The organism is Martelella sp. FOR1707, assembly GCF_053484265.1.
In genome coordinates this window covers 1-23,310 of the sequence record NZ_JBAKFP010000003.1, presented here as the reverse complement: position 1 = coordinate 23,310, position 23,310 = coordinate 1, and the positions used below count along the sequence as shown (strand labels likewise).

The 23,310-nt window shown below is 57.9% G+C and carries 13 protein-coding genes and 3 pseudogenes; 11 read left to right on the top strand and 5 right to left on the bottom strand.

From position 1 onward, the window contains the following. The first annotated feature begins 271 nt into the window (after positions 1–271). Together V6765_RS08080 and V6765_RS08075 are read left to right on the top strand one after the other, a co-directional pair. Positions 272–1,465, top strand: coding sequence for a sialidase family protein (locus V6765_RS08080; RefSeq protein ID WP_448427608.1), 1,194 nt, complete (start codon positions 272–274; stop codon positions 1,463–1,465). 11 nt (positions 1,466–1,476) lie between these two features. Continuing rightward, the gene (locus V6765_RS08075; RefSeq protein WP_448427607.1) at positions 1,477–2,598 is read left to right on the top strand and encodes an iron-containing alcohol dehydrogenase; all 1,122 of its coding nucleotides are present in this window, start codon (positions 1,477–1,479) and stop codon (positions 2,596–2,598) included. Between the two features lie 266 nt (positions 2,599–2,864). Here V6765_RS08075 and V6765_RS08070 read toward each other — a convergent pair whose 3' ends face one another. Together V6765_RS08070 and V6765_RS08065 are read right to left on the bottom strand one after the other, a co-directional pair. Further along, positions 2,865–3,605, bottom strand: a complete 741-nt coding sequence (locus V6765_RS08070) for a FadR/GntR family transcriptional regulator (protein ID WP_448427606.1) — start codon at positions 3,603–3,605, stop codon at positions 2,865–2,867. Next, on the bottom strand, positions 3,602–4,657 hold the full coding sequence (locus V6765_RS08065; RefSeq protein ID WP_448427605.1) for a four-carbon acid sugar kinase family protein: 1,056 nt from the start codon (positions 4,655–4,657) through the stop codon (positions 3,602–3,604). The genes V6765_RS08070 and V6765_RS08065 overlap by 4 nt, the downstream gene beginning before the upstream one ends. A 164-nt stretch (positions 4,658–4,821) precedes the next feature. On the opposite strand from V6765_RS08065, the gene pdxA reads away from it, so the two are divergent. The 3 genes from pdxA (at position 4,822) to V6765_RS08050 (ending at position 7,353) form a co-directional block, all read left to right on the top strand. Then, positions 4,822–5,796, top strand: coding sequence for a 4-hydroxythreonine-4-phosphate dehydrogenase PdxA (gene pdxA, locus V6765_RS08060; protein ID WP_448427604.1), 975 nt, complete (start codon positions 4,822–4,824; stop codon positions 5,794–5,796). Positions 5,797–5,809: 13 nt separating this feature from the next. Beyond that, positions 5,810–6,694: a dihydrodipicolinate synthase family protein gene (locus V6765_RS08055; RefSeq protein ID WP_448427603.1), complete on the top strand. Its 885-nt coding sequence runs from the start codon at positions 5,810–5,812 to the stop codon at positions 6,692–6,694. A gap of 347 nt (positions 6,695–7,041) precedes the next feature. Next, positions 7,042–7,353: a TraM recognition domain-containing protein gene (locus V6765_RS08050; protein WP_448427602.1), complete on the top strand. Its 312-nt coding sequence runs from the start codon at positions 7,042–7,044 to the stop codon at positions 7,351–7,353. A 216-nt stretch (positions 7,354–7,569) separates the two neighbouring features. On the opposite strand, the gene V6765_RS08045 is transcribed toward V6765_RS08050, so the two are convergent. Beyond that, entirely contained in the window at positions 7,570–10,827 is a 3,258-nt protein-coding gene (locus V6765_RS08045; protein ID WP_448427601.1) for an autotransporter outer membrane beta-barrel domain-containing protein, read from the bottom strand. Positions 10,828–11,637: 810 nt separating this feature from the next. Then, positions 11,638–12,151: pseudogene (locus V6765_RS08040) on the bottom strand (transposase); the annotation flags it as partial. Positions 12,152–12,387: 236 nt separating this feature from the next. Between V6765_RS08040 and V6765_RS08035 the strand changes: the two are divergent. The 6 genes and pseudogenes from V6765_RS08035 to V6765_RS08010 all read left to right on the top strand — a co-directional run bounded on the left by V6765_RS08035 (position 12,388) and on the right by V6765_RS08010 (position 22,381). After that, positions 12,388–13,005, top strand: coding sequence for a hypothetical protein (locus tag V6765_RS08035; RefSeq protein WP_448427600.1), 618 nt, complete (start codon positions 12,388–12,390; stop codon positions 13,003–13,005). A 602-nt stretch (positions 13,006–13,607) separates the two neighbouring features. Next, complete coding sequence (locus tag V6765_RS08030) at positions 13,608–18,116, top strand: glycosyltransferase (protein ID WP_448427599.1); 4,509 nt, start codon at positions 13,608–13,610, stop codon at positions 18,114–18,116. A gap of 71 nt (positions 18,117–18,187) precedes the next feature. Continuing rightward, positions 18,188–18,923, top strand: a pseudogene (locus tag V6765_RS08025) (IS3 family transposase); the annotation flags it as partial. A 227-nt stretch (positions 18,924–19,150) separates the two neighbouring features. Then, positions 19,151–20,812, top strand: coding sequence for a hypothetical protein (locus V6765_RS08020; RefSeq protein ID WP_448427598.1), 1,662 nt, complete (start codon positions 19,151–19,153; stop codon positions 20,810–20,812). 220 nt (positions 20,813–21,032) lie between these two features. Further along, entirely contained in the window at positions 21,033–22,010 is a 978-nt protein-coding gene (locus tag V6765_RS08015; protein ID WP_448427597.1) for a glycosyltransferase family 2 protein, read from the top strand. After that, positions 22,007–22,381 carry a GtrA family protein gene (locus V6765_RS08010; protein ID WP_448427596.1) on the top strand — a complete coding sequence of 125 codons (375 nt, stop codon included), beginning with the start codon at positions 22,007–22,009 and terminating at the stop codon, positions 22,379–22,381. The genes V6765_RS08015 and V6765_RS08010 overlap by 4 nt, the downstream gene beginning before the upstream one ends. 111 nt (positions 22,382–22,492) lie before the next feature. On the opposite strand, the pseudogene V6765_RS08005 reads toward V6765_RS08010, so the two are convergent. Continuing rightward, positions 22,493–23,254: pseudogene (locus tag V6765_RS08005) on the bottom strand (IS3 family transposase). Between the last annotated feature and the right edge of the window lie 56 nt (positions 23,255–23,310).

The window sequence follows — 23,310 nt, the reverse complement described above, 5'->3', positions numbered from 1 at the left end:
CGCGCAAAAAAAGGACTGACATGGCCCGCGTGAGTCCGGCTGAGATGCCGGCTCAAGCTTTCCGCAATATTGGTAAAGTTGATAACCTTTGTCAAACGCCTTCTCGGTTTAATTGGCGAACCTGAATTCGATATCTTATTAACATTATGAATTTAATTGATAAATTTGTTACCGTAAATCCGATGTCGAGAATATTCCCGAAAACTTCAACTTGACAACTTGTTTTGTGGCCTGTTTTTTGGAGGCCGGAATCAAGTGGAGGAGCATGTGCATGACGCCGGAGGATATCGCCGGGAAGATGACGGGAAGATTTGAGGCGCGTCCGGACGGCAGTGAGGCCGTTCTCCCGGCGCCGACCGTGCAGAACCATGCAGCCTTCCTGTCGCGCCTGCCGGACGGACGTCTCGCCTGCGCCTGGTTCGGCGGCACGCTGGAAGGCAAGTCCGACATTTCCATCCATGCCTCGCTGCTCGATCCAGCCTCAGGGGCATGGGGCGAGGCGGTGCGGCTGACGAATGATCCCGACCGCTCGGAACAGAATCCGGTGATCTTCGTGACGCCGAAAGGCGATATCCTGCTTTTCAACACCGCTCAGCCTGCCGGCAATCAGGATGAGTCTCGGGTATTCATGCGCCGTCTCACGCCCGAAGGCGATCGGTTGGCGGCTGCTGACGCTCGCGACACCGGCCTGCCGCCCGGCACCTTCGTTCGCGCCGCGCCCTTTGTGCGCGATGACGGGGCGTGGTGCCTGCCGCTCTTCCGTTGCAATCCGCGGCCCGGCATTCGCTGGACCGGCGCCTTCGATACCGCGGCGATTGCCGTCAGTACGGATGATGGCGAAAGCTGGGAAGTTATCGATGTGCCGGATTCGGCCGGGTCCGTGCACATGACGCCGGTGAGCCTGGGCGGAGGCGAGATGATCGCGCTTTATCGCCGTCGCCAGGCCGATTTCGTTCATCGCTCCGAAAGCCGTGATGGCGGGCGGAGCTGGAGCGCGCCCGCGCCGACGGATGTGCCGAACAACAACAGTTCCGTCAACGCCGTACGCCTTGAGGGCAACATCGTGGCCATGGTCTGCAACCCGGTCTCGGCCGCGCAATCGGAAGCGCGCCGCGCCTCGCTCTATGACGAGCTTGAGGAGGCGGGCGACGCCCGACCGGAGGCCCGCGAAGGCTGCAACCCGATCTGGGGCGTCGAGCGCGCGCCGCTGACGCTCTGTCTTTCGGGCGATGGCGGCCGCACCTTTCCGGTGCGCTACACGATCGAGGACAGCCCCGGCACCTGCCTTACCAACAATTCGCTCGATGGCCGCAACAAGGAGCTTTCCTATCCCGTGCTGCTGCCGCGCGACGATGGCGGGCTCGATATCGCCTACACGCTTTACCGCCGGGCCATCCGGCATGTCGCGCTCGATGCCGCAACCGTCGCGACGCTTGTCGCGCAGGTTTCGCACCACCGGACGTGAAAGGAGAGAAAATGAACAGCATGGATCGCCCGATCACGCTCCACCAGCCGAAGCGACTTGAAGTCGGCGTCGGCACGGCGGCACAGCTCGGCGCGTGGGCGGCCGAGGCTAAACGGCCTTTCGTCATCGCCGGCGGCCCGACGGCCCATTATGTCGAGCGGCTTCGTCTTCCAGGCGATGTCCGGGTCTATGCCGAAGCTCCGCCGGAGCCCAATCTTCCCGCCTTCGAGGCGGTTCTGGACGCGGCCCGGGCGCACAAGCCGGACCTCGTCGTGGGCCTTGGCGGCGGCTCGGTTCTCGATGTCGCCAAGCTGACGGCGGCGCTCTGGGATGGAGAGCAATCCGTCCGCGATGTCGTTGGTCCGAACAAGGTGGCCGGCAGGCGCACGCCGCTGGCGCAGGTCGCGACCACGGCGGGCACCGGCTCGGAAGCCGGTATCCGCGCGCTGCTGACCGATCCCGAGACGAAATCGAAACTCGCGGTCGAGAGCCCGTTCCTGCTGGCCGATATCGCCATCCTCGACCCGGAACTCACCTATTCCGTACCGCCGGCGGTAACGGCCGCGACGGGCATTGATGCGCTCGCCCATTGCGTCGAGGCTTTCACCAATATCCGGGCCCACGACCTGATCGATGGCTACGCCCGGCTCGGCATCGGCCTGATCGGCCAATATCTCGGCCGCGCGGTTCAAAGCGGCAATGACGCCGAGGCCCGCGCGGGCATGATGCTCGCCTCCTATTACGGCGGCATCTGCCTGGGGCCGGTCAATACGGCGGCGGGCCACGCGCTCGCCTATCCGCTCGGCACCCGGCTCGGCCTTCCGCACGGTCTCGCCAATGCCATCATCTTTCCGCATGTACTGGCCTTCAACCAGCCCGTGGCCGCCGAGAAGACCGGCGAGATCATGGCCGCGCTCGGCCTTGCTGCGGAAACGCCGGAAGCGGTCCACCGCGCCGCCCATCAATTCTGCGCGGATCTCGGCGTCGAGATGCGGCTTGGCGCCCATGGCGCCGACGAGGCGGATCTGCGACTCTGGGCCGAGGAGGCCCACGCCATCCGCAGGCTGATGGACAACAACCCGCGCGACATGTCGGTTGACGATGTGCACGCGATCTATCGGGCGGCGTTCTAGGCATTGCCGCAAAAAGGGGAGGGCGGCTGTCTCGCCGCCTCCAGTTTGCTGACAAACGTCTCCCTCATAACGGGTCATCCTCGGGCTTGACCCGAGGATCCAGGCCGCCCGGCGAGGTCTCGCCATAAATATTTGCAAATTCATAGACTTAGCTGCCTGGATGCTCGGATCAAGTCCGAGCATGACCCAAGAACGAAGGAACAATGACACATGATGGTCAAAGCTTGGTGCTTTGTCAGCAGGGAGGTGGCCGTCGTCACCTGTTTTCAGAGTGAAAGATCGAACAGGCCGCCGCCGAAAAGCCGCTCGCGTGAGTGCTCGATATGGGCGCGCATGGCGGTGCGGGCGGCGTCCGGCGCGCGTTCCCTGATGGCGGTGTAGATCGCCTTGTGCTCGGCCAGCACCTCCTCCAGCGCCCAGGCGCCATCGGACATCAGCGTCTCGCCGTGCAGCTTCATGCCGACATAGATATGGTCGCGCAGCGCCTTCAGCGTTTCCCCGTAATACTGGTTGTTGGTGGCCTGGGCGACCGACTGGTGAAAGGCGAAATCGGCATCCTCGCGGTGAAGCTGCTGGCCGGTGGCATCCGACAGGAGATGCAGCGCCCGTTCCATTTCGGCAAGTGCGGCCTCGTTACGCCTGAGCGCCGCAAGGGCGGCGGCATCGGTCTCGACGGTCAGGCGGAACTCGTAACAGCGCTGGATATCGGCGATGGTCTCGACGGGGGTGTAGCCGAGCGCCGTCTCGCGCTTGATCCGCACGAAATTGCCGGCGCCCTGGCGCGAATAGATCAGCCGCTCGTCGCGCAGCCGCTCCAGCGCCACGCGCAGCACCGGGCGCGATACGCCGAACTTGACCGACAAATCCTTTTCCGCCGGCAGTTTTTCATTGGCGCCGTAATCGCCGCGCATGATCCGCCCGCGCAGCGCCTCATAGACCTTGTCCGACAGCGAGGTGCGCCGTTGCGCGGCGCCGCGATCCGCGTCCTGGTTCAGATTGTCGGTCATCGCATGTCCTCTTCGTCATCGCCGCTATTCGCCTCGGCAAAAATCTCGGCGAGAAGCGACGGCGTACCAAAACCGCCCGATTTTGTCACGAGTTGTAAATTTCCCCAAGGCGCCACGGCATGGCTGACCGGCAGGCCGGGCCGCAATTCGGCGGCCACTTGTAAACTTCGGATGCCGAGGCGGTCGAGAATGCCGTTGCAACTCTCGCCGCCCGCCACCAGCAGGGACCGTGGCCTGAGCGCATGCAGCAGGCGGCTCGCGCCATCGCAGAAGCGGGCGCCGGCGGCTTCGCCGGAAAGGCCGCCGCCGCCATCGCAGATGGATACGACGCTCGGCAGTTCGGTCTCGGCGACTGCCGGAACCGCCCCATCGGGCGCTTCGTCCACCAGCGTCAGCGCCCGCAGGTGTTCAATCTGCGCCACCGTGATCGGATCGCGCGATCCGTTGATAATCATCAGCGGCGGCGTGAGCTTGAAAGGTTGTGGTTCGGGATGCCCGGCGGTGCGCGCCAGCGCGAAGGCGAGGCCGCGCGCGCCCACCCACAGCACGCCGGAGCCTGCGTCGGCGACCAACTCGTCCATGTCGCGGTCGCTCGCGGTATCCGGTATTGCGGCAGAGACCCCGATGCGGGAGGCGACTTCAATGGGCGCGGCAATGCCGTCGCCGCCGAGCACGCCGCCCTTCACACGACGGCCCATCGTCGGGATCGCCGGGGCCGCGATGATGCGGCGCGCGCCGAGGGATGCCTGTAGCGCGAGCATTTCGGCAGCGATATTGCCCTTGAGCCGCGAGTCGACCTTTTTCATGATCATCGGAATATCGGCCAACGGCAGCCGGGCGAGGGCGGCCGCCACGCGCTGCGCCGCGTCCTCCGCGTCGCATTCCCGGCTTGCCGTATTGACGGCGAGCACATCCGGCGATTGGCTCAGAATCTCGGGAATGGCATCCGGGCTGCGCGCCACCAGCACCGGTCGCCCCGGCCCCGCAAAGGCGACGCTCGAATCGAGCGCGCCCGTCAGGTCATCGGCTATGATCAGAACATCCGGCGGCACGATTGTCTCCTGAGGTTGTCATTATTGTTACGGCTCGATCTTGCGATAAAAAGAAGATAAATTTCAAGGTGAAATGGCGTTCTTCATTAATTTATGCGTTGGTTATTGAAACCTGTTTACCTATAAGTTAAATGTCGGCGACGCGTCGTTCTCGGGAGGCCTTCATGAAACACTCAATCGTCATCACCATGGGGGATCCGTCCGGAGTGGGCGCGGAGGTGACTGTAAAGGCACTTGCCGCGCGCGATGCCGCCTTGCGCCGGCAGGTCCGCGTCATAGGGGACCGGTCGACGGTTGCCCGCGCCGCGGCGGTGTGCGGCATCGATCTGCCGGTCCTTGCGCCGGATGAGGCGGGTGACGGTATTCGCGTTGATCATATCGCCGTCGATGGATTGCCGGAGGAATTCGGTGTCCTGAGTCCGGCCTGTGGAGAGGCCTCCTATCGCTATATCGCCCGTGCGGTGGAACTGGCCATGGGCGGCGATGCCGCCTCAATCGTCACCGCCCCGATCAACAAGGAAGCGCTGAATGCGGCCGGGCATCACTATGATGGCCACACCGGCATGCTGGCGCATCTGACCGGGTCGAAATCCTCATGGATGCTGCTTGCCTCCGAGCGGCTGAACGTCGTGCATGTCTCGACCCATGTCTCGCTGAAGGATGCGATCGGGCGGGCGACGACGGAGCGGGTGCTCGAAACCATCCGCACCGGCCACAAACACATGAAGCGCATGGGGCTCGAAGCGCCGCGCATCGCGGTGGCGGGCATCAATCCGCATTGCGGCGAGAACGGGCTTTTCGGCCGGGAAGATGACGAGGCGATCGTGCCGGCTGTGGCGGCGGCAAAGGCCGAGGGCATCAATGTGGTGGGGCCGATCTCGGCCGACACCGTCTATCATCGCGCCTATAACGGCGCCTTCGATCTGGTCGTCGCCCAGTATCACGATCAGGGCCATATCCCGATCAAGCTCGTCGCCTTCGATACCGCCGTCAACGTGTCGCTCGGCCTGCCGATCGACCGCTGCTCGGTCGATCACGGCACGGCCTTTGATATTGCCGGCACGGGAAAGGCCAATCACGTCAATATGCTGGCGGCACTCGATTATGCCGCGAAAATGGGCGCCGCCGCGCGCGGTTGAGGGGGGGGGAAGAATGACCGACAAGAAGCAAGCGTTCGTCGCGCTCGTGACCTGTTTCAATGAGGACGAGACCATCAATTACGCGGCGACGCGCGCGCAGGTGCGCCGGCAGGTTTCTGCCGGAAACAACATCATGTGCGCCGGCACCAACGGCGATTTCTCGGCGCTGACCTTTGACGAGAAGGTGCGGCTTTGCGGCGAGGTGGTCGATGAGGTCGCTGGCCGCGCCCGCGTCATCGTCAATGCCGGCATGCCCGCGACCTTCGAGACGGTGAAGCTTGCGCGCGAATTCGACCGCATCGGGGTCGACGGCATCGCCGTCATCACGCCATTCTTCATCGCCTGCACGCAGGACGGGCTCGAGCGCCATTTCACCACGGTCGCCGATGCCGTCGAAACGCCGATCTATCTCTACGACATTCCGGCGCGCACCCAAAACCATATCGAGCCCGAGACGGCGCGCAGGCTGGCCGCCCACGGCAATATTGCCGGCATCAAGGATTCCGGCGGCGCACAGGATACGCTCGAGGCCTATATGGAGGTCGGCCGCACTGTCGCGGGTTTCGATGTCTATTCCGGCCCCGACCAGCTTGTGCACTGGGCGCTGACCAACGGCGCAAAGGGCTGCATTTCCGGCCTCGGCAACGTCATGCCCGAGGTGCTGGCCAGGATCGTTTCATCCGTCAACGCGGGCGACGAGGCGGGGGCGGCGAAGGCGCAGGAAACCTACGCCGCCTTCCGCACCGATCTCTACAAACTCGGCTATCCGCCGGCCCTGGTGAAGCGGGCGCTCTACCTGCGCGACCCCTCCGTCGGCCTCTCCCGCCAGCCGGCCCTTCTGCCGGAACCGGAACAGGACCGGGCGATCGAGGCGATACTTGAGCGCTACGGCCTGTAGCACGACGCCGCGGCCTCAAATCTCTGTATCCGGCCCCCTCGTTCATCTATCGCTGCGAGGATGCGGCTTGAATGCTGGGATGTAACCGCAGAGTGGCCGCAGCCCGAAGGCGATATAGGGCGAAAAGAGCAACGGCGCTGGCATAAGTCCAATCGACGCCCGGCGAGGGCATAGGGGCGCTGAAGCGGCGCTGTACTGCATCTCGCGATATGGCTTTCAAACGGGACGACTTTCGCCGGGATGTGCACGAGCTCTGCCGAGCGGGATATCCATAGGTATTTCAACGGCAAGCTTAACATGCTTGATGAGTCGGCACCCGATTTCCCTGGCGACAGTCGGCAACATTCGTGAGCGGTCCTCTGGCCGCCGCCGGTTGCGGCATTGAGGCGCTGTTCATCACGCAGGACAAGGGCCAGATCGAAAGCGTCTATGGCAGAGGCGACACGGCCAGCATCCTCGGCTCATGCGTCACTACCCGGATATTCGGGCTCGGCCGCGCTGAATACGAAACTGCAAGCTGGGCGGCAAATGCGCTTGGTGATCAGACGGTTTTGACCCGCAGCCGCCAGCCCGGCACCAAGCTCGGGCAAAACCCGCGCATCACCAACAGCGAAAGCCGCCAGAAGCTCATGACGGCCGATCAGATAATGGAGCTTTAGGCGGGCAAGATATTGCTTCTGACGGGATCGAAGAGGCCGTTGATAGTTGATACGGTTGTATCTCATATCTGCGCGATCTATGAGGGAAAAATGAACAGTAACCCAATGTTAAATTGGCGAATTAATGCGCCACTCATTGGCAAGGGTCGCGCCAAACAGAAAAAAAGCCGGGCACGGCCCGGCTTTCAAGTTGCACCGCGTTATTGTTTGAGCGAATTACCAGCGGACCATCATGCCGGCCTTTCCGGCGATGCTGTAATTGCCCTGGGTGTCGCCGAAGCCGGCGAGTCCGGAAATCTCGCCATAGGCTGCATATTTGCCGTCGGCCCAGGAATAGGTGCCGCCGATGCCGGCTTCGCCATAAAGGCCCTGCAGATCGCTGTTAAGCGAAACGCCGCTGATGTCGACGCTTGTGCCCTCGAGGAAGTCGTAGTGCACATTGGCGATGGTGTAGAAGCCTGCCGATCGCGTTTTTCCGGCATCGTCCTGCCAGACAACCTTTTCGTCCGTCGAAAGCCCAAGCCGCAGCCTGAGGCTGTCATTGTTGCCGAGCGAGACATTCTCGCCGTAGGCGGCGCTGTTGAAGTCGTCGAAGGAGATCATGGCGTAGGTCAGCTGCGCCTGCGGCGTGAGAGAGGCCCGATCCGACAGCGCGAAACTCTTGCCGATTTCGATCGAGGTCGAAAAGCCGGAGCCCTGGTTGCCATCGGCAAGCGTTCCGAGCGTGTCGCTCTTAAGGTCGCTGTCATACCACTGGAATTGCGCCTGACCGTCGGCATAGAAACCGTTGTCTCCGTACCAGGTCAAGGTCGCGCCCAGGCCATAGCCGTCGACGCTCGTCTTGCCGTTGCCAAATGCTGACGTCGTGTCGGCAAAACCGTTGAGATACTTGGCGTAGAAGCCGCCGACCAACTGTCCGTTCTCGCCGTCGCTGAACAGGCCGTCGACTCCAAGATTGAGCGCCCAATGCGCAAAGTCGGTTTCGTAGCTAGTGGTGGAGGATTTCGGCTCGAAGTGGTCCTGCGTGACGTCGATCCGGCCCCACAGGGCGTCGAGGTTCGCGCCTTCGTCTGTCACGCGACCCGCGTTGCCGTCATAGACATCGCGTTCACCGATGCGCTGGCGCAGCGTGGGAAGCCGTCCAAGCGCCATCAGCATCTGGGGATAGGCCTCATAGACCGGGACTGCCGGCTGATATGTGCCATCGGTGCCAATGTAGAAGTCACCCGCGGCGAAGAACAGGTCGTATAAGTAAGCGCCGGAACCGATCGGGCCGCCGGAAAGCGCGAAATCCCCGGCCGCGCTAGCGCCGGCCACATCGACGACCAGCACGTCATTGCCGGTTGCGTATCCGGAGGTTGCATTGTTGATGCTGAGCAGCGTCGGGCCGCCGGTCACATCGCCGTTCACCGTCAGAACATCTGCGGTGTTAGTGGCGAAGTCCACGTCGACGGCCAGCGTGCCGGTTCCGGCGTAGTTGCCGAGAACGACGACATTGCTGCGGGCGGCGCCGTCCTGCATGGTCAGCAGTCCGTTATTCGCAAGATTCCCGGCGACCAACAGCGAGGTGCCGCCAAAGCTCGCGGTGCTGCCGGCGCCAATGTCGAGATTGGCGTTGAGGTTTCCGGTCGGGGCCGACCAGGCCAGCGTCGAATTGTTGAGGAAAAGCCCCTGGCCCGGCGCGGTGCTGATGTCCCAGGCCGCGCTGGTGACCGAAAGGGCCGAGCTCTCGAGCGTGACATCATCCCAGTAAACGATCGTCGCGCCTGCATCGGTTGCGGCGTTGACGCCCGAGAAGGTGATCGCGTCGTAGGTCGAGGCGGCCAGCGTACCGGCGGCATCGTCGCCGCTGAAGATCTGCGAGCCGTTGTACCCGGAAGAGGAAACCGTGGCGGTATCGTTGCCGCCGCCTGCATAGTAGCCGCCGGCAAAACCGCCTGCGCTCCAGGTAAATGTGTCGGCTCCGTCGGCCGCATCGGCCGTCATGCCGTCGCCGTAGATATTGCCGGTCCAGCTTCCGCCCGAAAGCGTAGCGCTGTCATTGCCGAGCCCAAGAGCGGCATCGCCCGTGACCGCGCTTCCCGATGCGGTCAACATGTCGTTGCCGCCTGAGGCATAGGTGTTGCCCGCGAGGATGCCGCCGGAATAGGTGAAGGTGTCGTCACCGTCTGCCGCATCGACGGTCATGCCGTCGCCGTAGAGGTCGCCGGCCCAGCTTCCGCCTGAAATGGTAAGGCTATCATCGCCGAGATTGAGAATGCCGTCGCCGGTGACCATGCCTGCGGATGTGACGGTTATGTTGCCGCCCGAGGTGAGGCCGAAACCTTCCGAATCCGTGTCTGCGTCCACCAGCGCAAGGCCGCTCTCCGAACCGTCGATGACGGCTGCCGACCCGATATCGGCCGTTCCGCCGAGGGGGCCGAAGGTGTAGATGGCAGCACCGGCTCCTGTGCCGGAGGAAACCGTACCGTCCTCTACAGAAACGCTGAAACCGCCGTAAATCGACTCTGCATTCAATCCATGCGACCCGGCGCCGCTCGCGCCGACATCTCCATTTGCCATATCAATGATAGCGTTGCCTGTACCACGGGTATAAGTCAGCGCGGCGTGGGAACCTGCACCCGTTGTCGCGACCGAGCCGCCGTCGATGGTTATTGTTGTATCTCCCGGCCCAGTGAGGCTAAAAACGTGGGCATAGATGCCATAACTTGCGACGCCTGCAGTCGCAACGCTGCCGCCGGAGAGATTGACTTCGACGTCGCCGAGACCGTCAGTGAAACTGGATAGTCCGTAGCCCGACGCAAGCACACTCACCGTGCCTCCGGACATATTGATGATTGCAGTGCCCATGTTGGACGTGCCGAGCGTCGCAGACTGCACGCCATTGCTACCGGAGCCCGATGTGGTCACGCTGCCGCCGCTCAAGGTGACAGTGGAATTCTCCGACCCGGTGGAGACCTGCCGTAAGGATGACAGTCCGATGGCGTTGTTGCCAGTCGTGCTGACCGCGCCACCGCTCATCAGGAGGTTTGCGGCCCCCGTCAGCGACTGGACCAAGAGACCTTGTGCTAGAGTGCCGGATGTCGAAACCTGACCTCCGCTCAGAGTAACAGTTGCTGTGCCGAGTCCATTGACGCCCGCAATCGCGGCTGCGTTGTTTGATGTCGTGGAAATGGTACCGAAGCTCGTTGCCTGAAGAACAATGTCATTTGTCGATGGTCCATTGTTTCTCAGGACGACCGCCGCGCCGGCAGTGGTCACATCCAGCGTTCCCGTGCCGCCGTCGTCGATGATCAACGTCAAGCCGTCGACGCCGACATACTCAACGCTGTCGCCCGGTCCGGTAGTGTAGGTCGTGTTGTTGCAGGTGATGGTGTCGTTCGCGCCAGCAGGCGCGCCGCATTCATCGGCGGCAATTGCGCGGCCGGAAAAGTTGCTGATCAGAGGTTGCATCAGCGGCGTGACAGACACCATGAATGCCGCGATGGCGATCGCGGAAGTTTCGCGCCAGAAGGGCTGAGCCCGCTGTTCTTGGACCGCACTCTCTATGGAATCTTTTACTATGCCTGCTCGCGGCATGGTGGTCCCTCTCTCTCTGGAAGCGCCAACACAAAGTCCCGTGTCGGTTGACGGCGTTTACTTTTATTCTCTTTTATTAATAATGATGAAATTTCAACATGTATTTTCATATATATTTATAATAATCTTATTTTAGTTTTCGCTAAAGAAACTATTGTAAAGTAAATATTGGTAAATGTAAGCTTACTATTTTTAGTTGTGTTCAGGCTAAATGCCTTACATAGTGGTATTTTTGGGTTGAAAATTGGGGGTTAAGAAGAAGTATTTACTTACATAATAAGGCCCTCGTTACACAAAGATGTGATCGTAAAAGGTATGCTTTACCGCCCGCGTTTCACGGGCGGAGGCCTGCCGTTAGGTGCACAACGCAGAGCTGATTCCGTCGTATTTGACAATTGTCATTATTGCAGGACTTAGCAGTCGGTTGCGATGACTGATCTCCGCAATAAATGCGAGCAAATCTGGTATGAGAAGCGGGAGCCGGCAAAGAGCAGCACCGTGCCTTACCGGTAGGTCACCTCGGAGTGCCCGCTCGATCAGATCGACGACCAAGCCGTCTTCCTGCGTTTGACGACCAATATCATTCTCGGCACGGCGGTTTGCCAGAGGGCTCCGGCAGGCCGCTAAAGAATGTGCTGCCAATGCTTGCTGAGTTTGTCAGACTTGGCCGTATGGGAAAGCTGGTCAACATCGCCAATGTTGCCGCCGGTTCGGGCAGCACGTCTCCCGCTGATCCAGCAGGTCATCATGCAGTTTGCGGTAGCCGTAAACCTTGCCGCTGTCTTCCTACGAAGAGCTCAACAGATATGTCTATCGCCCGTCCTCGATGGCCCGCTTGCTCAGCGGTGCTTTGAGCCAGGCGTAAAACCCGCTTGGGTGAACCCGGAGAAGCCGGCACATCGTCCGCACCGAAAACTGCAGCCGATGCAGGGCGATAAAGGCTTGACCATCACTTTGCATCCCTGGCGAAATACGCGGCCGCTTTTTTTAGGATATCGCGCTCCTCTGTGACGCGAACCAACTCTTTCTTAAGCCGCTTGATCTCCTCGGATTCGGCGCTGGCCTGAGGCGTCGAGCCGGCAGACCTCTTCTTCCATGCATAGAAAGAATGCTGGCTTACGCCGAGCCGCTGAGAGACTTCCGACCCCGGATAGCCTCGTTCCGTGATCTGATGAACGGCGGCGCGCTTGAAATCGTCACTGAAATTCGATTTGCTCATGATCGCCTTCTTACCTCATTTTTAGGCAGGAAGGCGTCTACAGTTCCCGGGGCTATTCAGTCGGACCCGCTCGGCGCTGCGATTGGTTCCAAGTCCAACTGGGATTGAGGCTGTGCGCTTCTCAAGCCTGCCCGACTTCGCAGTTGAGGCTTTGCTGTTTTATCGTATCCCTAGGAAGCCGTTAATCGTATAAGGTTCGGCGCGGACTTTGAGGATCGGATTAAAGGTTGTCTGGAATGAGATTTTTTAAGAAAAAAGTGCGCAGTCGAACCGATGCTTCTGACGGTCATATTATTATTACAGGCACCGGCAGAACCGGTACGACATTGCTAATCCAGTTTTTTACGGCGTTGGGGTTCAACACGGGATATAACGTCTCAGAGGCGCTTAGCTCTGTAGACCCGACATCGTATGCCGGACTGGAGCGTCCGTTGATCGCTGAAAACAGCCCCTACGTGATCAAGTCTCCTTGGTATGCGGATGAGTTGATGAGTGCGCTGGAATATAGGCAGACCAAGATTCATGCCGCTCTTATCCCTATGCGAGACATCTTCTCTGCGGCTGAGAGCAGGCGCCGCGTTTCCGAGTCCGGCGCTACAGCAGGCGGTTTGTGGTATACTGATAATCCGGAAACTCAGGAAAACGCATTGGCTTTCCAATTTTACAAGGCTGTTTATCCGCTGATCAAGTTCCGGGTTCGGACTTACTTCTTTTGTTTCCCGGATTTTGCTGACGATTTTGAGTATTTCTGGTCATCAATAGAAACTTTGTTGAGAGATCATGGGGTCAGGCGAAGTGAGGCCCGGAAGGTTTTCCTGGAAATCGTGGATCCGACGAAAATTCACCGATTTTAGATTATTTTTATTACAAATTTGTGTATTATATCTAATATGATTTACATTATTATTTATGAATACATATTGTCCTGGTAATATTAGAGCAAATATAATTCTGTGAAAATTCACCACTTTCTCCGATGCGGGAAGTTCATTTCCCGCAACCACGCATTAGGATCGACTTACTTTTGGCGTCGAGGCCGCCATGTTCTCCTGTTATGAGATATGGGTGTCGTATCGGGGCAGATCGACGCAAGCCGCCGCCACAAACCGAAGCGAAACTGCAAACCTTCCGCGTCTTTTTATGACGATTGCGGGGGGAAGGCATGGCAGGCCCGATGGAGGGGCAGTCCTTGGCTGGTTTGGAGCCGGTGATGGCTGCACATGGACGGAAGCGAAGGAAATCGCCGAGGTAGCGGTTGATCTCGACAATGCTGACATGATGGATAATAAGGTCGAATTGAAATTCCAAACAGCGGTGACAAGTCGGCCCGTGTGGATTATCAGAAGTTGCCAATTTCCCGGAGCCTCCAAATCCGCCATAATTGCCGAAAGCGAACAGATTACAGCACCTCAATCCAAGTTTGGGCTCGTTGGTGCACTAAACAGCCGAGTGATACATGCAGGAATTCCTTTCTCAGAATAGCTTGATTCTTCCGGAGACGATTGTTGAGTCCGGCTGGCTGGGGCACGCGCCCTTTGCGTTCCATCTTATCTCTGCGCTCGACCCCAAGGTTTTCGTCGAGCTCGGCACGCATAATGGCTTCTCCTATTTCTGCTTTTGTCAAGCCATCAAGAAGCATGATCTGCGAACAAAATCCTTCGCAGTTGACACTTGGGTTGGTGATGAGCATGCCGGGTTCTATGAGGAGAGCGTGTTTGAGAGCGTGTCCCGGATTAATGAGCGGTATTCCGGTTTTTCCCAACTTGTGCGCTCGACATTTAGCGAGGCTGTTACACAGTTTACCGACGGTTATATTGATCTTCTGCACATTGACGGCCGTCATTTCTACGAGGACGCGAAGAGCGATTTTGAGGAATGGCTTCCGAAGCTTTCGCCCAACGCCATCGTTTTGTTTCACGATACCGAGGTCAGAGAGCGTGAGTTCGGCGTATGGAAGCTTTTTGGTGAGCTGAGCGAGAAATACCCGTCTTTCAATTTCCACCATCAGCATGGGCTTGGCGTTCTGGCTCTGGGTGAAGTCCCGGAATGTCTTGTACCGTTCATGAATGGTGATGACGCTAGGGCAACCGCGATACGAAGAGCCTACAGTATGTTGGGCGACAAGGTCGTCCGGGAATGGAACGCACTCATCGTTGAGGCGGACCGCGAGGCCTTGCGAGTAGAGACGACTGATCAAAGGCGTAAGCTGAGTGATCTGGAAGTGGCGCTGAACGAGGCAAGCGAGCTGAGTGATCGTCGTGGGCAGCAGATAGACGATTTACTTCACCAGATCAGTTCGTTGGCCGCTCTTGTCGATCAGTACTCGGGTGAGTTGCAGCAATCGCGTTCTCGGGAAACTCAGGCCCGGACCGAGCGAATGTCTTCATTGCTGGACGTCTTGGTCTCGGAACTGCAAAGGCCAAAGTTGCGCGCCTTGAGATGGAAAGCCTCTGTTCGGCATCCTCTCTCAGGTCGCAAGCGCAGGAAGTACCGGCAGAAGAAACGCGAAAAGATATTGCGGCGCCTGAATGCTTCGAGGACAGCGGACAGTGTGTCGCCTTCGCAATCTGCCCAAGAGGCTGTCAACCGAAGAAAACTCCGGTATACGGCACTTTATCGTCATCCATTTAACGCCAAGAAGCGGAGGGCTTATCGGCAAATTCGCATCGAGCGGGCTGACTCATTCCTGCAAACCGCTGTTGTACCGATACCGGAACCTCAACCGGAGAAGGTCTGTTCATCGCGACCGGTCTCCCGGACTCCCCGCCTGTGGTTCTATGTTGGCGACACGGTTGACTGGCTGAAAGCGCATCAGAGGTTGACAGGCGTGGGACGCGTGTCCGTCGAAATTCTGAGTGCCGCGTTGCGCGAAGAGCACGTCGATTTCGCGCCGTGCCGCACGGGAAGGTCCGACCTTGACCTGATCGGTATGAGCCGCGCCGAATTGGATGCTGATCTGCTCGGGAAGCTGGACAGTAGCTATCGCGATGCTGCGAGTAAATTCAGCGCTGATGGGGCTCCTTCGAAAGGCGATCATGTATTCTTCACCGGTCTGGTGTGGACGCCCAAGTTCACTGCGCTTTTTCGACATCTTTACCAAACGGGGATCGGCTTTTCGGTTCTGGTTCATGACATCATCCCTCTTGAAGGGGGCGCGGATGTCGATGAGCCGCAGTCAACACGTTTTGCGGAGTGGTTGACGGTTGCCCTGCAGACCGCAGATCGTGTTTTTGTCTCTACGGAATACGTGCGCGCGCAAATTCTGCGCTGGGCGGTTCTCGAGGGAATAGAAGTCGCAGCGGAGATCGTCAAAATCCCCTTCGGGGCGCATCCGCTGAAACAAATTGCGGCACCCGAAAAGCTGCTTCAGCAGGACAAGTTCACCAGGGTTCAGGTCGATGATTTCGTGCTCAGCGTCGGAACGGTCGATGCACGCAAGAATCAAGTGCTGCTGTGCCGGCTTTGGCGTATGCTGACGAAAAGTGGGTATGATATGCCCCAATTGGTACTAGCAGGACGCAACGACGCCGGGTTGGGCTCAGAGGACTCGGTCTATCGTGATCTGGCCGAGAAAGGAAAGCTTGTTGTCCTGTCCGGATTGGACGACGAGGAAATTGCCGTGCTGACGCGAGCCTGCCGCTTCACAGCGTTTCCTTCGCTGAGTGAGGGATACGGTCTGCCGGTGGTGGAGAGCCTTCAGCAAGGCAAACTGTGCCTTGCCTCCAATCTGCCGCCTGTCATGGAGCAGGCGTCGGATCTCGTCTGGTACTTCGATCCGAATGACATTGAAGGCGCAGTCGAAGTGTTCACTAGGGCCCTCACTGACTACGATGCCGTCGCGGCAGCGGAAGGCAAAATACGTCGTGAGTTCTTCCGTCCGACATGGTCCGATGCCGTCGATACGCTGAGAAGCGAGGGCCTCAAAGCGGCCGGGTCCCGTCCTGTTCCTGTGAGCCCTGGCCGCTATCGTCCCAGTTATCCGGGAGCCGCGCAGTTCATTACCGCACAGGTGCTGGAACGCGCTGCGCGCTGGTGCACGAACGACAATCCGGAAGTGTCCATTCTGATTGTCAACTGGAACGCCGCACCTCTTACGCTGGAGTGCATTCGTCAGATCTGGCTTAATACCGAAGGGCACACCTATGAGGTTGTGATTGTCGACAACGGTTCCGGGGAGGACGATATCGAACGCTTGTCAAGGCCGATCCCGGGCGTAACCTTCATCAAGATCGGCTGTAACCGTTTTTTCGGTGAAGCAAACAACATTGCGGCGGAAGCAGCCAGTGGAAAGTACGTTGTACTGCTGAATAATGATGCATTTCCGCAATCAGGCTGGCTGGCGGCCATGCTCCAAATGATGAATGACAACCCTGCACTCGGCGCGGTGGGGCCGATGTTCCTCTGGCCGAACGGTCGCGTTCAAGAGGCGGGTGGAACGATCAACGAAGGCGGGTATCCGGTCCGCTACGGTCGCGATCAGGAATTTCCGACCCAAGATATCCTGTCGGAGAAGTTTGTCGACTATATTTCTGCAGCGGCGCTTTTGATCGATCGAGAGATGTTCATGAAAGCTGCCGGCTTTGACCTCATCTTCGAGCCTGCTTATTACGAAGATACTGATCTGTGTTTCAAGTTGCGCGCACTCGGCAGGCCTGTTGCCTATTGCCCGGAAAGCCGAGTTATTCATATCGAGGGTGCCGCCGCGAACGGCAATACGGAGGCTGAGGTGCGGCGTAAGGCTTTGGGCGATTCCAACAGGGACAAGTTCGTCGCGCGCTGGGGCGAGTTTCTGCGCGAGCGTGATGATGCAGTGCTGTCTGAAAAGCTTGCGGATTTCATGCCGGATGATTGGTCGTTGCCCCCGAAGGAGAGCGAAGACCTTCCGGTTGCCGTTGTTTTTTCTCCCTACTCAGTCACGCCCGGGGGCGGCGAACGTTACCTTCTGAGCGCCGCCCGACAATTGGCGCGTACGCATAGGGTCGAAGTGGTCACGCCTTATCCTTATTCTGATCTTCGCTTGCGGCAGATCGGATCGGCTTTCGAAATCGACCTTGGCATGCTGAGTTTCAAAACCCTCGCCGAGTTTAAGAAGGGCCCCGATCCGGATATCATGCTAACGATGGGTAACGCCGCTCTGCCGCCTGTCGCAGGGCGCGGTCGCGTGAGAATCTATCACTGCCAGTTTCCGTTTCAGTTAAAGGAAAACGCCGAGAGCGACGGCGCCATGTTGCAGACCTACCAGAAAGTGATGGTCAACTCGAGTTACACGGAGGAGAACTACAGAAGTCGCTGCAAAAAGGCCGGACTTCCGGTCTTGCCAACCCAGATTGTCTATCCGCCCGTTCCGTTGATCGAACCGGCAAAATCGAAGCGTCGCATGATTTTCTCCGTTGGACGTTTCTTTGTCGGCGGCCACTCGAAGCGCCAGGATCTCCAGATCGAGTCGTTTCGGAAGCTTGTCGAAGGCGGGATGAGCGATGTGGAGCTGCATCTGGCAGGCTCGTCGTCCCCGGAGCCAAGCGATATCGATTTTCTCGCCTCTATCCGGGAGACGGCTGCAGATTTGCCTGTTTTTTTCCATATCAATTGCCCGATAGCCAGGCTCAAACAGCTCTATGCGGAGAGCCTGGTCTACTGGCACGCGACCGGCCTTGGCCGCGACCTTGAGGTCGAGCCGGAGAAGGCGGAGCATTTCGGCATAAGCCTCGTCGAGGCAATGTCAGGCGGAGCGATTCCTGTGGCCCTCCGCGCTGGCGGCCCGACCGAGATCATCACCGATGGAGTCAACGGGTTCTTCTATGATGACATAGCGGGTCTGGTTGATCAGACCAGACGCATCATGAACGACATATCGGAGGGTGAGTTGCAGAGATTAAGTCTGGCGGCCCATTCCCGCGCGCTTGATTTCAGCTACAGCCGTTTCAACGATGCAATCTCCTCGCTTTTCGGGCAGCAGCTCAGTTAAACAAAATCAACTTGAATAGCCCCGGGAACTGTAGACACCTTCCTGCCTAAAAATGAGGTAAGAAGGCGATCATGAGCAAATCGAATTTCAGTGACGATTTCAAGCGCGCTGCCGTTCGTCAGATCACGGAACGAGGCTATCCGGTGTCGGAAGTCTCTCAGCGGCTCGGCGTAAGCCAGCATTCTTTCTATGCATGGAAGAAGAGGTCTGCCGGCTCGACGCCTCAGGCCAACGCCGAATCCGAGGAGATCAAGCGGCTTAAGAAAGAGTTGGTTCGCGTCACAGAGGAGCGCGATATCCTAAAAAAAGCGGCCACGTACTTCGCCAGGGATGCAAAGTGATAGTCAAGCCTTTATCGCCCTGCATCGGCGGCTTCTCCGGGTTCACCCAAGCGAGTTTTACGCCTGGCTCAAAGCACCGCTGAGCAAGCGGGCCATCGAGGACAGGCGGCAGACAGAGCTGTTGAGGTCTTGGTGGGAAGACAGCAGCAAGGTTTACGGCTACCGCAAACTGCATGATGACCTGCTGGATCAGGGGGAGACGTGCTGCCCGAACCGGGTTGCGCGCCTGACCCGTCTTGCCGGCATCAAGGCCCAGATTGGCTATAAGCGACGGCCCGGAAGCTACGGTGGAAAACCTTCTGTTGCCGTCGACAACACGCTCGACAGACAGTTTGACGTGGAGGTGCCGGATAAGGCATGGGTGACTGATATCACCTACATCCGGACCTTGGAGGGCTTCGCCTATCTGGCGGTCGTCATCAACCTATATTCCCGCCGCGTCATCGGCTGGGCACTTCAAAGCCGTGGAGCGCTGGCCGGACGGGAGCCGCCTCATATGATAGCCACGCTCTTCCGGGAAGAGAAGTTGCGCGATCAAATGGTCGCCTGAGCCGTCATGCATTTGTGCGCGTCTTCCGCATTTTCGCTGATTGGGTTTCTATCCCGGACATCGCCGTGCTAAGAGTGATTTCAATTCTGCGCCTTTTGCGTGTATCAGAATGATTCTACCAATCAGTCCCTGCAGGAAAATCGATGTGCCGTAATTCAGACCATCTCCCATCAAAAGAGCAGTGGTACGTCAGCAATCATTATGTGTACCTTCCGTTCTTCCTAGCTTTTTTTATTATACTGTCTCTGACGATATCAACTGACGGATCTCCAGATTTCAAAATATACCATTACTATAATGGGTTTTCCGCTTGGAATGACCGAGCCGGGCTGGATATTGCTCCGGCACAGATGCAAACCTACTTTTTCAACGGGCTCGATGCCCTCTATTACCTTCTCTTTCGTGGTCTCAATGACCAACCGAGGCTTCTGAACGCGATCCTAGCAATACCCTACGGTATAGCCGCCTATTTGGTCATGATAACGGCCTGGAGTTTCCGCACGAGTGACGGCGCACTCTGGCGACTTCTCTCCATCTTTGTTGCGATTTACGGGCTTCTCGGGGCCGGAATATACTCTACCTTTCTAACCACGATGACCGACGTGGTCCCAGCGCTGCCGCTTTTCCTTGCGGTGGCTCTCTGGTTTACATGGATGCGGGAAGAGAAGACGGTGCTGCCACGCGTGCTTTTGCTCGGCGTCATCGCAGGTATATCGGTCGGTCTGAAGCTGACGCTGGTCCCCTATTTTCTCGGCCTGATGGTTGCAATCCTGACAACGGAAATGGCTTCGCCCAAAGGTGCTGTGGTGAAGGCCCTTCTGTTCTCGGTCTCGGGCTTCGCTCTTTTCCTGATCATCGACGCACACTGGCTTCTGAAGAACTACGCGCAGTTCGGAAACCCGATCTTTCCTCTGATGAACAACGTGTTTAAATCGGACTTCGCGTCGCATGCCAGCTGGACCGATGAACGGTTCAAACCCGATGGCTTGATACGGGCTCTCTTCTACCCCGCATATTGGGCCTTTCGTGAATCACATGTCGCGATCGAGCTCAACATGCGAGATGCCCGTATATTGATCCTGGTTGTCTCCGCCGTCATTGCACTGGTCGCTGCAATATGGTCCCTCGTGCGCGATCGGAAGTCGGCATTTGCTTCAACCTCCTTCAGGATGTTTCTGGCGTTAGCCGTTTTCTGCCTTTTTTCCTATGTGCTTTGGGAAATCGAGTGGTCGATCTATCGCTACCTGACGACAATCGAAGCTTTAAGCGGGATCCTTCCTGTCGTTTTGGTCCAACGTCTCGTCGCAGGTCGGCCTGTCGACCGAAAGCCCGGCAAAAACTGGCGTGTTGTGGGCGCTACGGTCGGGATGGTCGCCTTGATGGCCTTTGTCATGCACGACACGCATTACCCATGGTGGAGCCGAGCAAAACCATCTGACAAGGTTGTTTCGGTCGAACTCCCCGATATAGAAGACAATGCGATGGTTTTGTTTCTAGATGCCTATGCCTATTCGTGGCTTGTTCCGGAAATGCCTGAAGGCGTGAGGGCCATCGCCGTCCAAAGCAATATTACGAGCCCCGGGCGCGAAGGCAAACTTCAGGAAATGGTCGACAATGCCGTTCGAACTTTTCAAGGGCCATTATGGGGCTTCGAATACCCGGCAGCGTTTAAAGGATCGGCGGATCAAGCACTGGACTACTACGGGCTGGAGCGCACCGATGAGTGCACTGCCTTGGTGTCCAATGTCGATGACGCCCCGTTCGTGCAGATATGTGCGCTTACGCGGCGATCGGATGACCCGTGAAATGGTCGAGTCTAGGATTTAGGCGGCGAGACTACTGCTTTTTTAGGTAGAGCACCATGAGCATGATTGCGCCATACACTCCCGCCGTGTCTTTCAAGGTGCAAGAGGCCGCGTTATGGGATCTGGGAGCACGCCAGGTTTTTATCGGGACACATATTGCGTTCCGGACATCACCTGATAAAAGCCGCTGAAGGTCAACTCCAAAGTGTCGGGGGCATCCGTGACAGAAGGTTTTTCAACTCAGGGGCCTATTCCCGTGTCTGTGGCCGTAATTATCCCCTGCTATAACGAAGAGGTTACAATCGGCAAGGTTGTGGCAGACTTCAGGCAGGCTCTTCCGCATGCAACGATTTTCGCCTACGACAACAACTCTACCGACAGAACTAAGGAACTGGCTGCTTCGGCGGGCGCAGTGGTGCGCGATGAGTTCCGGCAGGGAAAGGGCAACGTCGTCCGGCGTATGTTTGCTGATATCGATGCCGATATATATGTGCTTGTGGACGGCGATGACACGTATGATGCTGCATCCGCTCCGATGCTTATCGATAGACTCGCGAGCGAAGGCTTGGACATGGTGAATGGGCGAAGGCTTGGAGGATCAACCGAGGCTTATCGTCGTGGCCATCGGTTTGGCAATGTGATGCTGACATCACTTGTGCAGTTCGTGTTCGGCCGTGAGTTTGAAGATATGCTTTCGGGCTATAGAGTTTTCTCGCGGCGCTTCGTGAAGAGTTTTCCGGCACTGGCGACAGGCTTCGAAATAGAGACAGAACTGACCGTTCACGCTCTCGAGCTCCGGATGCCGATCAGAGAGATCGGTACACCATACAAGGAACGCCCTGAGGGATCGGTCAGTAAACTCAGAACATTCAGCGACGGCTTCAACATCCTTTCGACCATCTTGCTCCTGGTAAGAGATGAAAGACCGCTTCAGTTTTTTTCGATCATATCTGTACTTCTAATTCTTTTGACCGTTGGTATCAGTATACCTCTATTTGTTACCTACATGCAGACTGGGCTTGTGCCACGTCTCCCGACAGCCGTACTTGCAACCGGCACCAGCACTCTTGCCGCACTTTCGTTTTTCTGCGGACTGATATTGAATACAGTTACCCTCGGGCGCAGAGAAGCTAAACGTATGCAATACCTTTCGGTTCCTGGTGGCCCAATCAAAACGGACAGCCAGAAAAGGCAATGATTTTCCGCTTTGCGATTGTCGGCGGTATTGCATTCGGGGTCGACTGGCTTGTGGTCACTCTTCTGCTGGGATTAGGGTGCCCATTTCCTGTGGCGAGGGCCGGAAGTTACCTCTCTGCCGCGAGCTCCGCCTGGCTGCTGAACCGGATATGGACATTCACCAACAGAAACCAGAACCTTGCCCTGCAATGGTTGAAATACCTTTTCGCAAATTTGATCGGAGGCGCGGTCAACTACACAGTGTCAGTCGGGTTATCACTGATCTTCCCTTCGTTCATTGGACATCTGCCGGTGTTTGCCCTCCTCGCAGGGACGCTTTCTGGTTTAGCGTTCAACTTCCTTCTTTCCAAGAAGTACGTCTTCAACAGTTGACGTGAACAACTTGCGTGCTGCAACTCCTCACTTCTCTTTGTTGATATTGTGGGAATACAGCTCGAGGAATAGTGAACCGCGCCGCGGTTGCCGGAGACCGTTTGGTTTAAGTTATGCGGCCAACGCTGGTGCGTCCAACGTGGCATAGTATCGTTCTTCGGCCTCTACGGGCGGAATGTATCCGATCGGCTCCAGAAGGCGTCGGTTATTGAACCAGTCGACCCATTCGAGCGTTGAAGTTGCGCCATGGACCTCGCCGATGGATAACCTCCGCCTTGTAGAGCCCGTTGATCGTTTCTGCGAGGGCGTTGTCGTAACTGTCGCCAACACTTCCGACAGACGGCTCAATGCCTGCCTCGGCCAGCCGTTCGGAATAGCGAATAGATACGTATTGCACGCCGCGGTTCGAGTGATGGATAAGGCCGCTACGATGAACGGGCTGTCGATCATGAAGCGCCTGATCCAGAGCGTCGAGGACGAAGCTCGTATGGGCAGTGCGGCTTGCTCTCCAGCCGAATGCGTCGAGCAATAGCATCGATCACGAAAGCCGCGTAAACAAAGCCCTGCCATGTCGCGACATATGTGAAATCGGAAAGCCAGAGCATATTCGGAGATGATGCTTTGAAGTGACGATTGACCCGATCGAGCGGACATGGCGCGTTTTTTGTCCGGCGTCGTTGTTCTGGCGGGCATGCCTCGGATCACGTCTTGCAGCTCCATCGTCCTCATGAGCCGGGCGACAGTACATCGGGCAATATCGAAGCCCTCGCGCTTTAACTGCCGCCAGACCTTGCGTACGCCATAAACCCGGAAGTTCTCGTGGAACACGGTAAGCCTCCGGTGAAGGTCGTCTTGCGAGATTGGCGTGAACATTGGAAGTCCTAGTGCAAACACTAGGAGTAGTCCTATGACCAAGCATTCGATTGAAG

Coding starts and splice junctions, on each gene's coding strand:
- V6765_RS08080 (WP_448427608.1), top strand. CDS start 272: ATGACGCCGGAGGATATCGCCGGGAAGATGACGGGAAGATTTGAGGCG.
- V6765_RS08075 (WP_448427607.1), top strand. CDS start 1,477: ATGAACAGCATGGATCGCCCGATCACGCTCCACCAGCCGAAGCGACTT.
- V6765_RS08070 (WP_448427606.1), bottom strand. CDS start 3,605: ATGACCGACAATCTGAACCAGGACGCGGATCGCGGCGCCGCGCAACGG.
- pdxA (WP_448427604.1), top strand. CDS start 4,822: ATGAAACACTCAATCGTCATCACCATGGGGGATCCGTCCGGAGTGGGC.
- V6765_RS08055 (WP_448427603.1), top strand. CDS start 5,810: ATGACCGACAAGAAGCAAGCGTTCGTCGCGCTCGTGACCTGTTTCAAT.
- V6765_RS08045 (WP_448427601.1), bottom strand. CDS start 10,827: ATGGTGTCTGTCACGCCGCTGATGCAACCTCTGATCAGCAACTTTTCC.
- V6765_RS08035 (WP_448427600.1), top strand. CDS start 12,388: ATGAGATTTTTTAAGAAAAAAGTGCGCAGTCGAACCGATGCTTCTGAC.
- V6765_RS08030 (WP_448427599.1), top strand. CDS start 13,608: ATGCAGGAATTCCTTTCTCAGAATAGCTTGATTCTTCCGGAGACGATT.
- V6765_RS08020 (WP_448427598.1), top strand. CDS start 19,151: ATGTGCCGTAATTCAGACCATCTCCCATCAAAAGAGCAGTGGTACGTC.
- V6765_RS08010 (WP_448427596.1), top strand. CDS start 22,007: ATGATTTTCCGCTTTGCGATTGTCGGCGGTATTGCATTCGGGGTCGAC.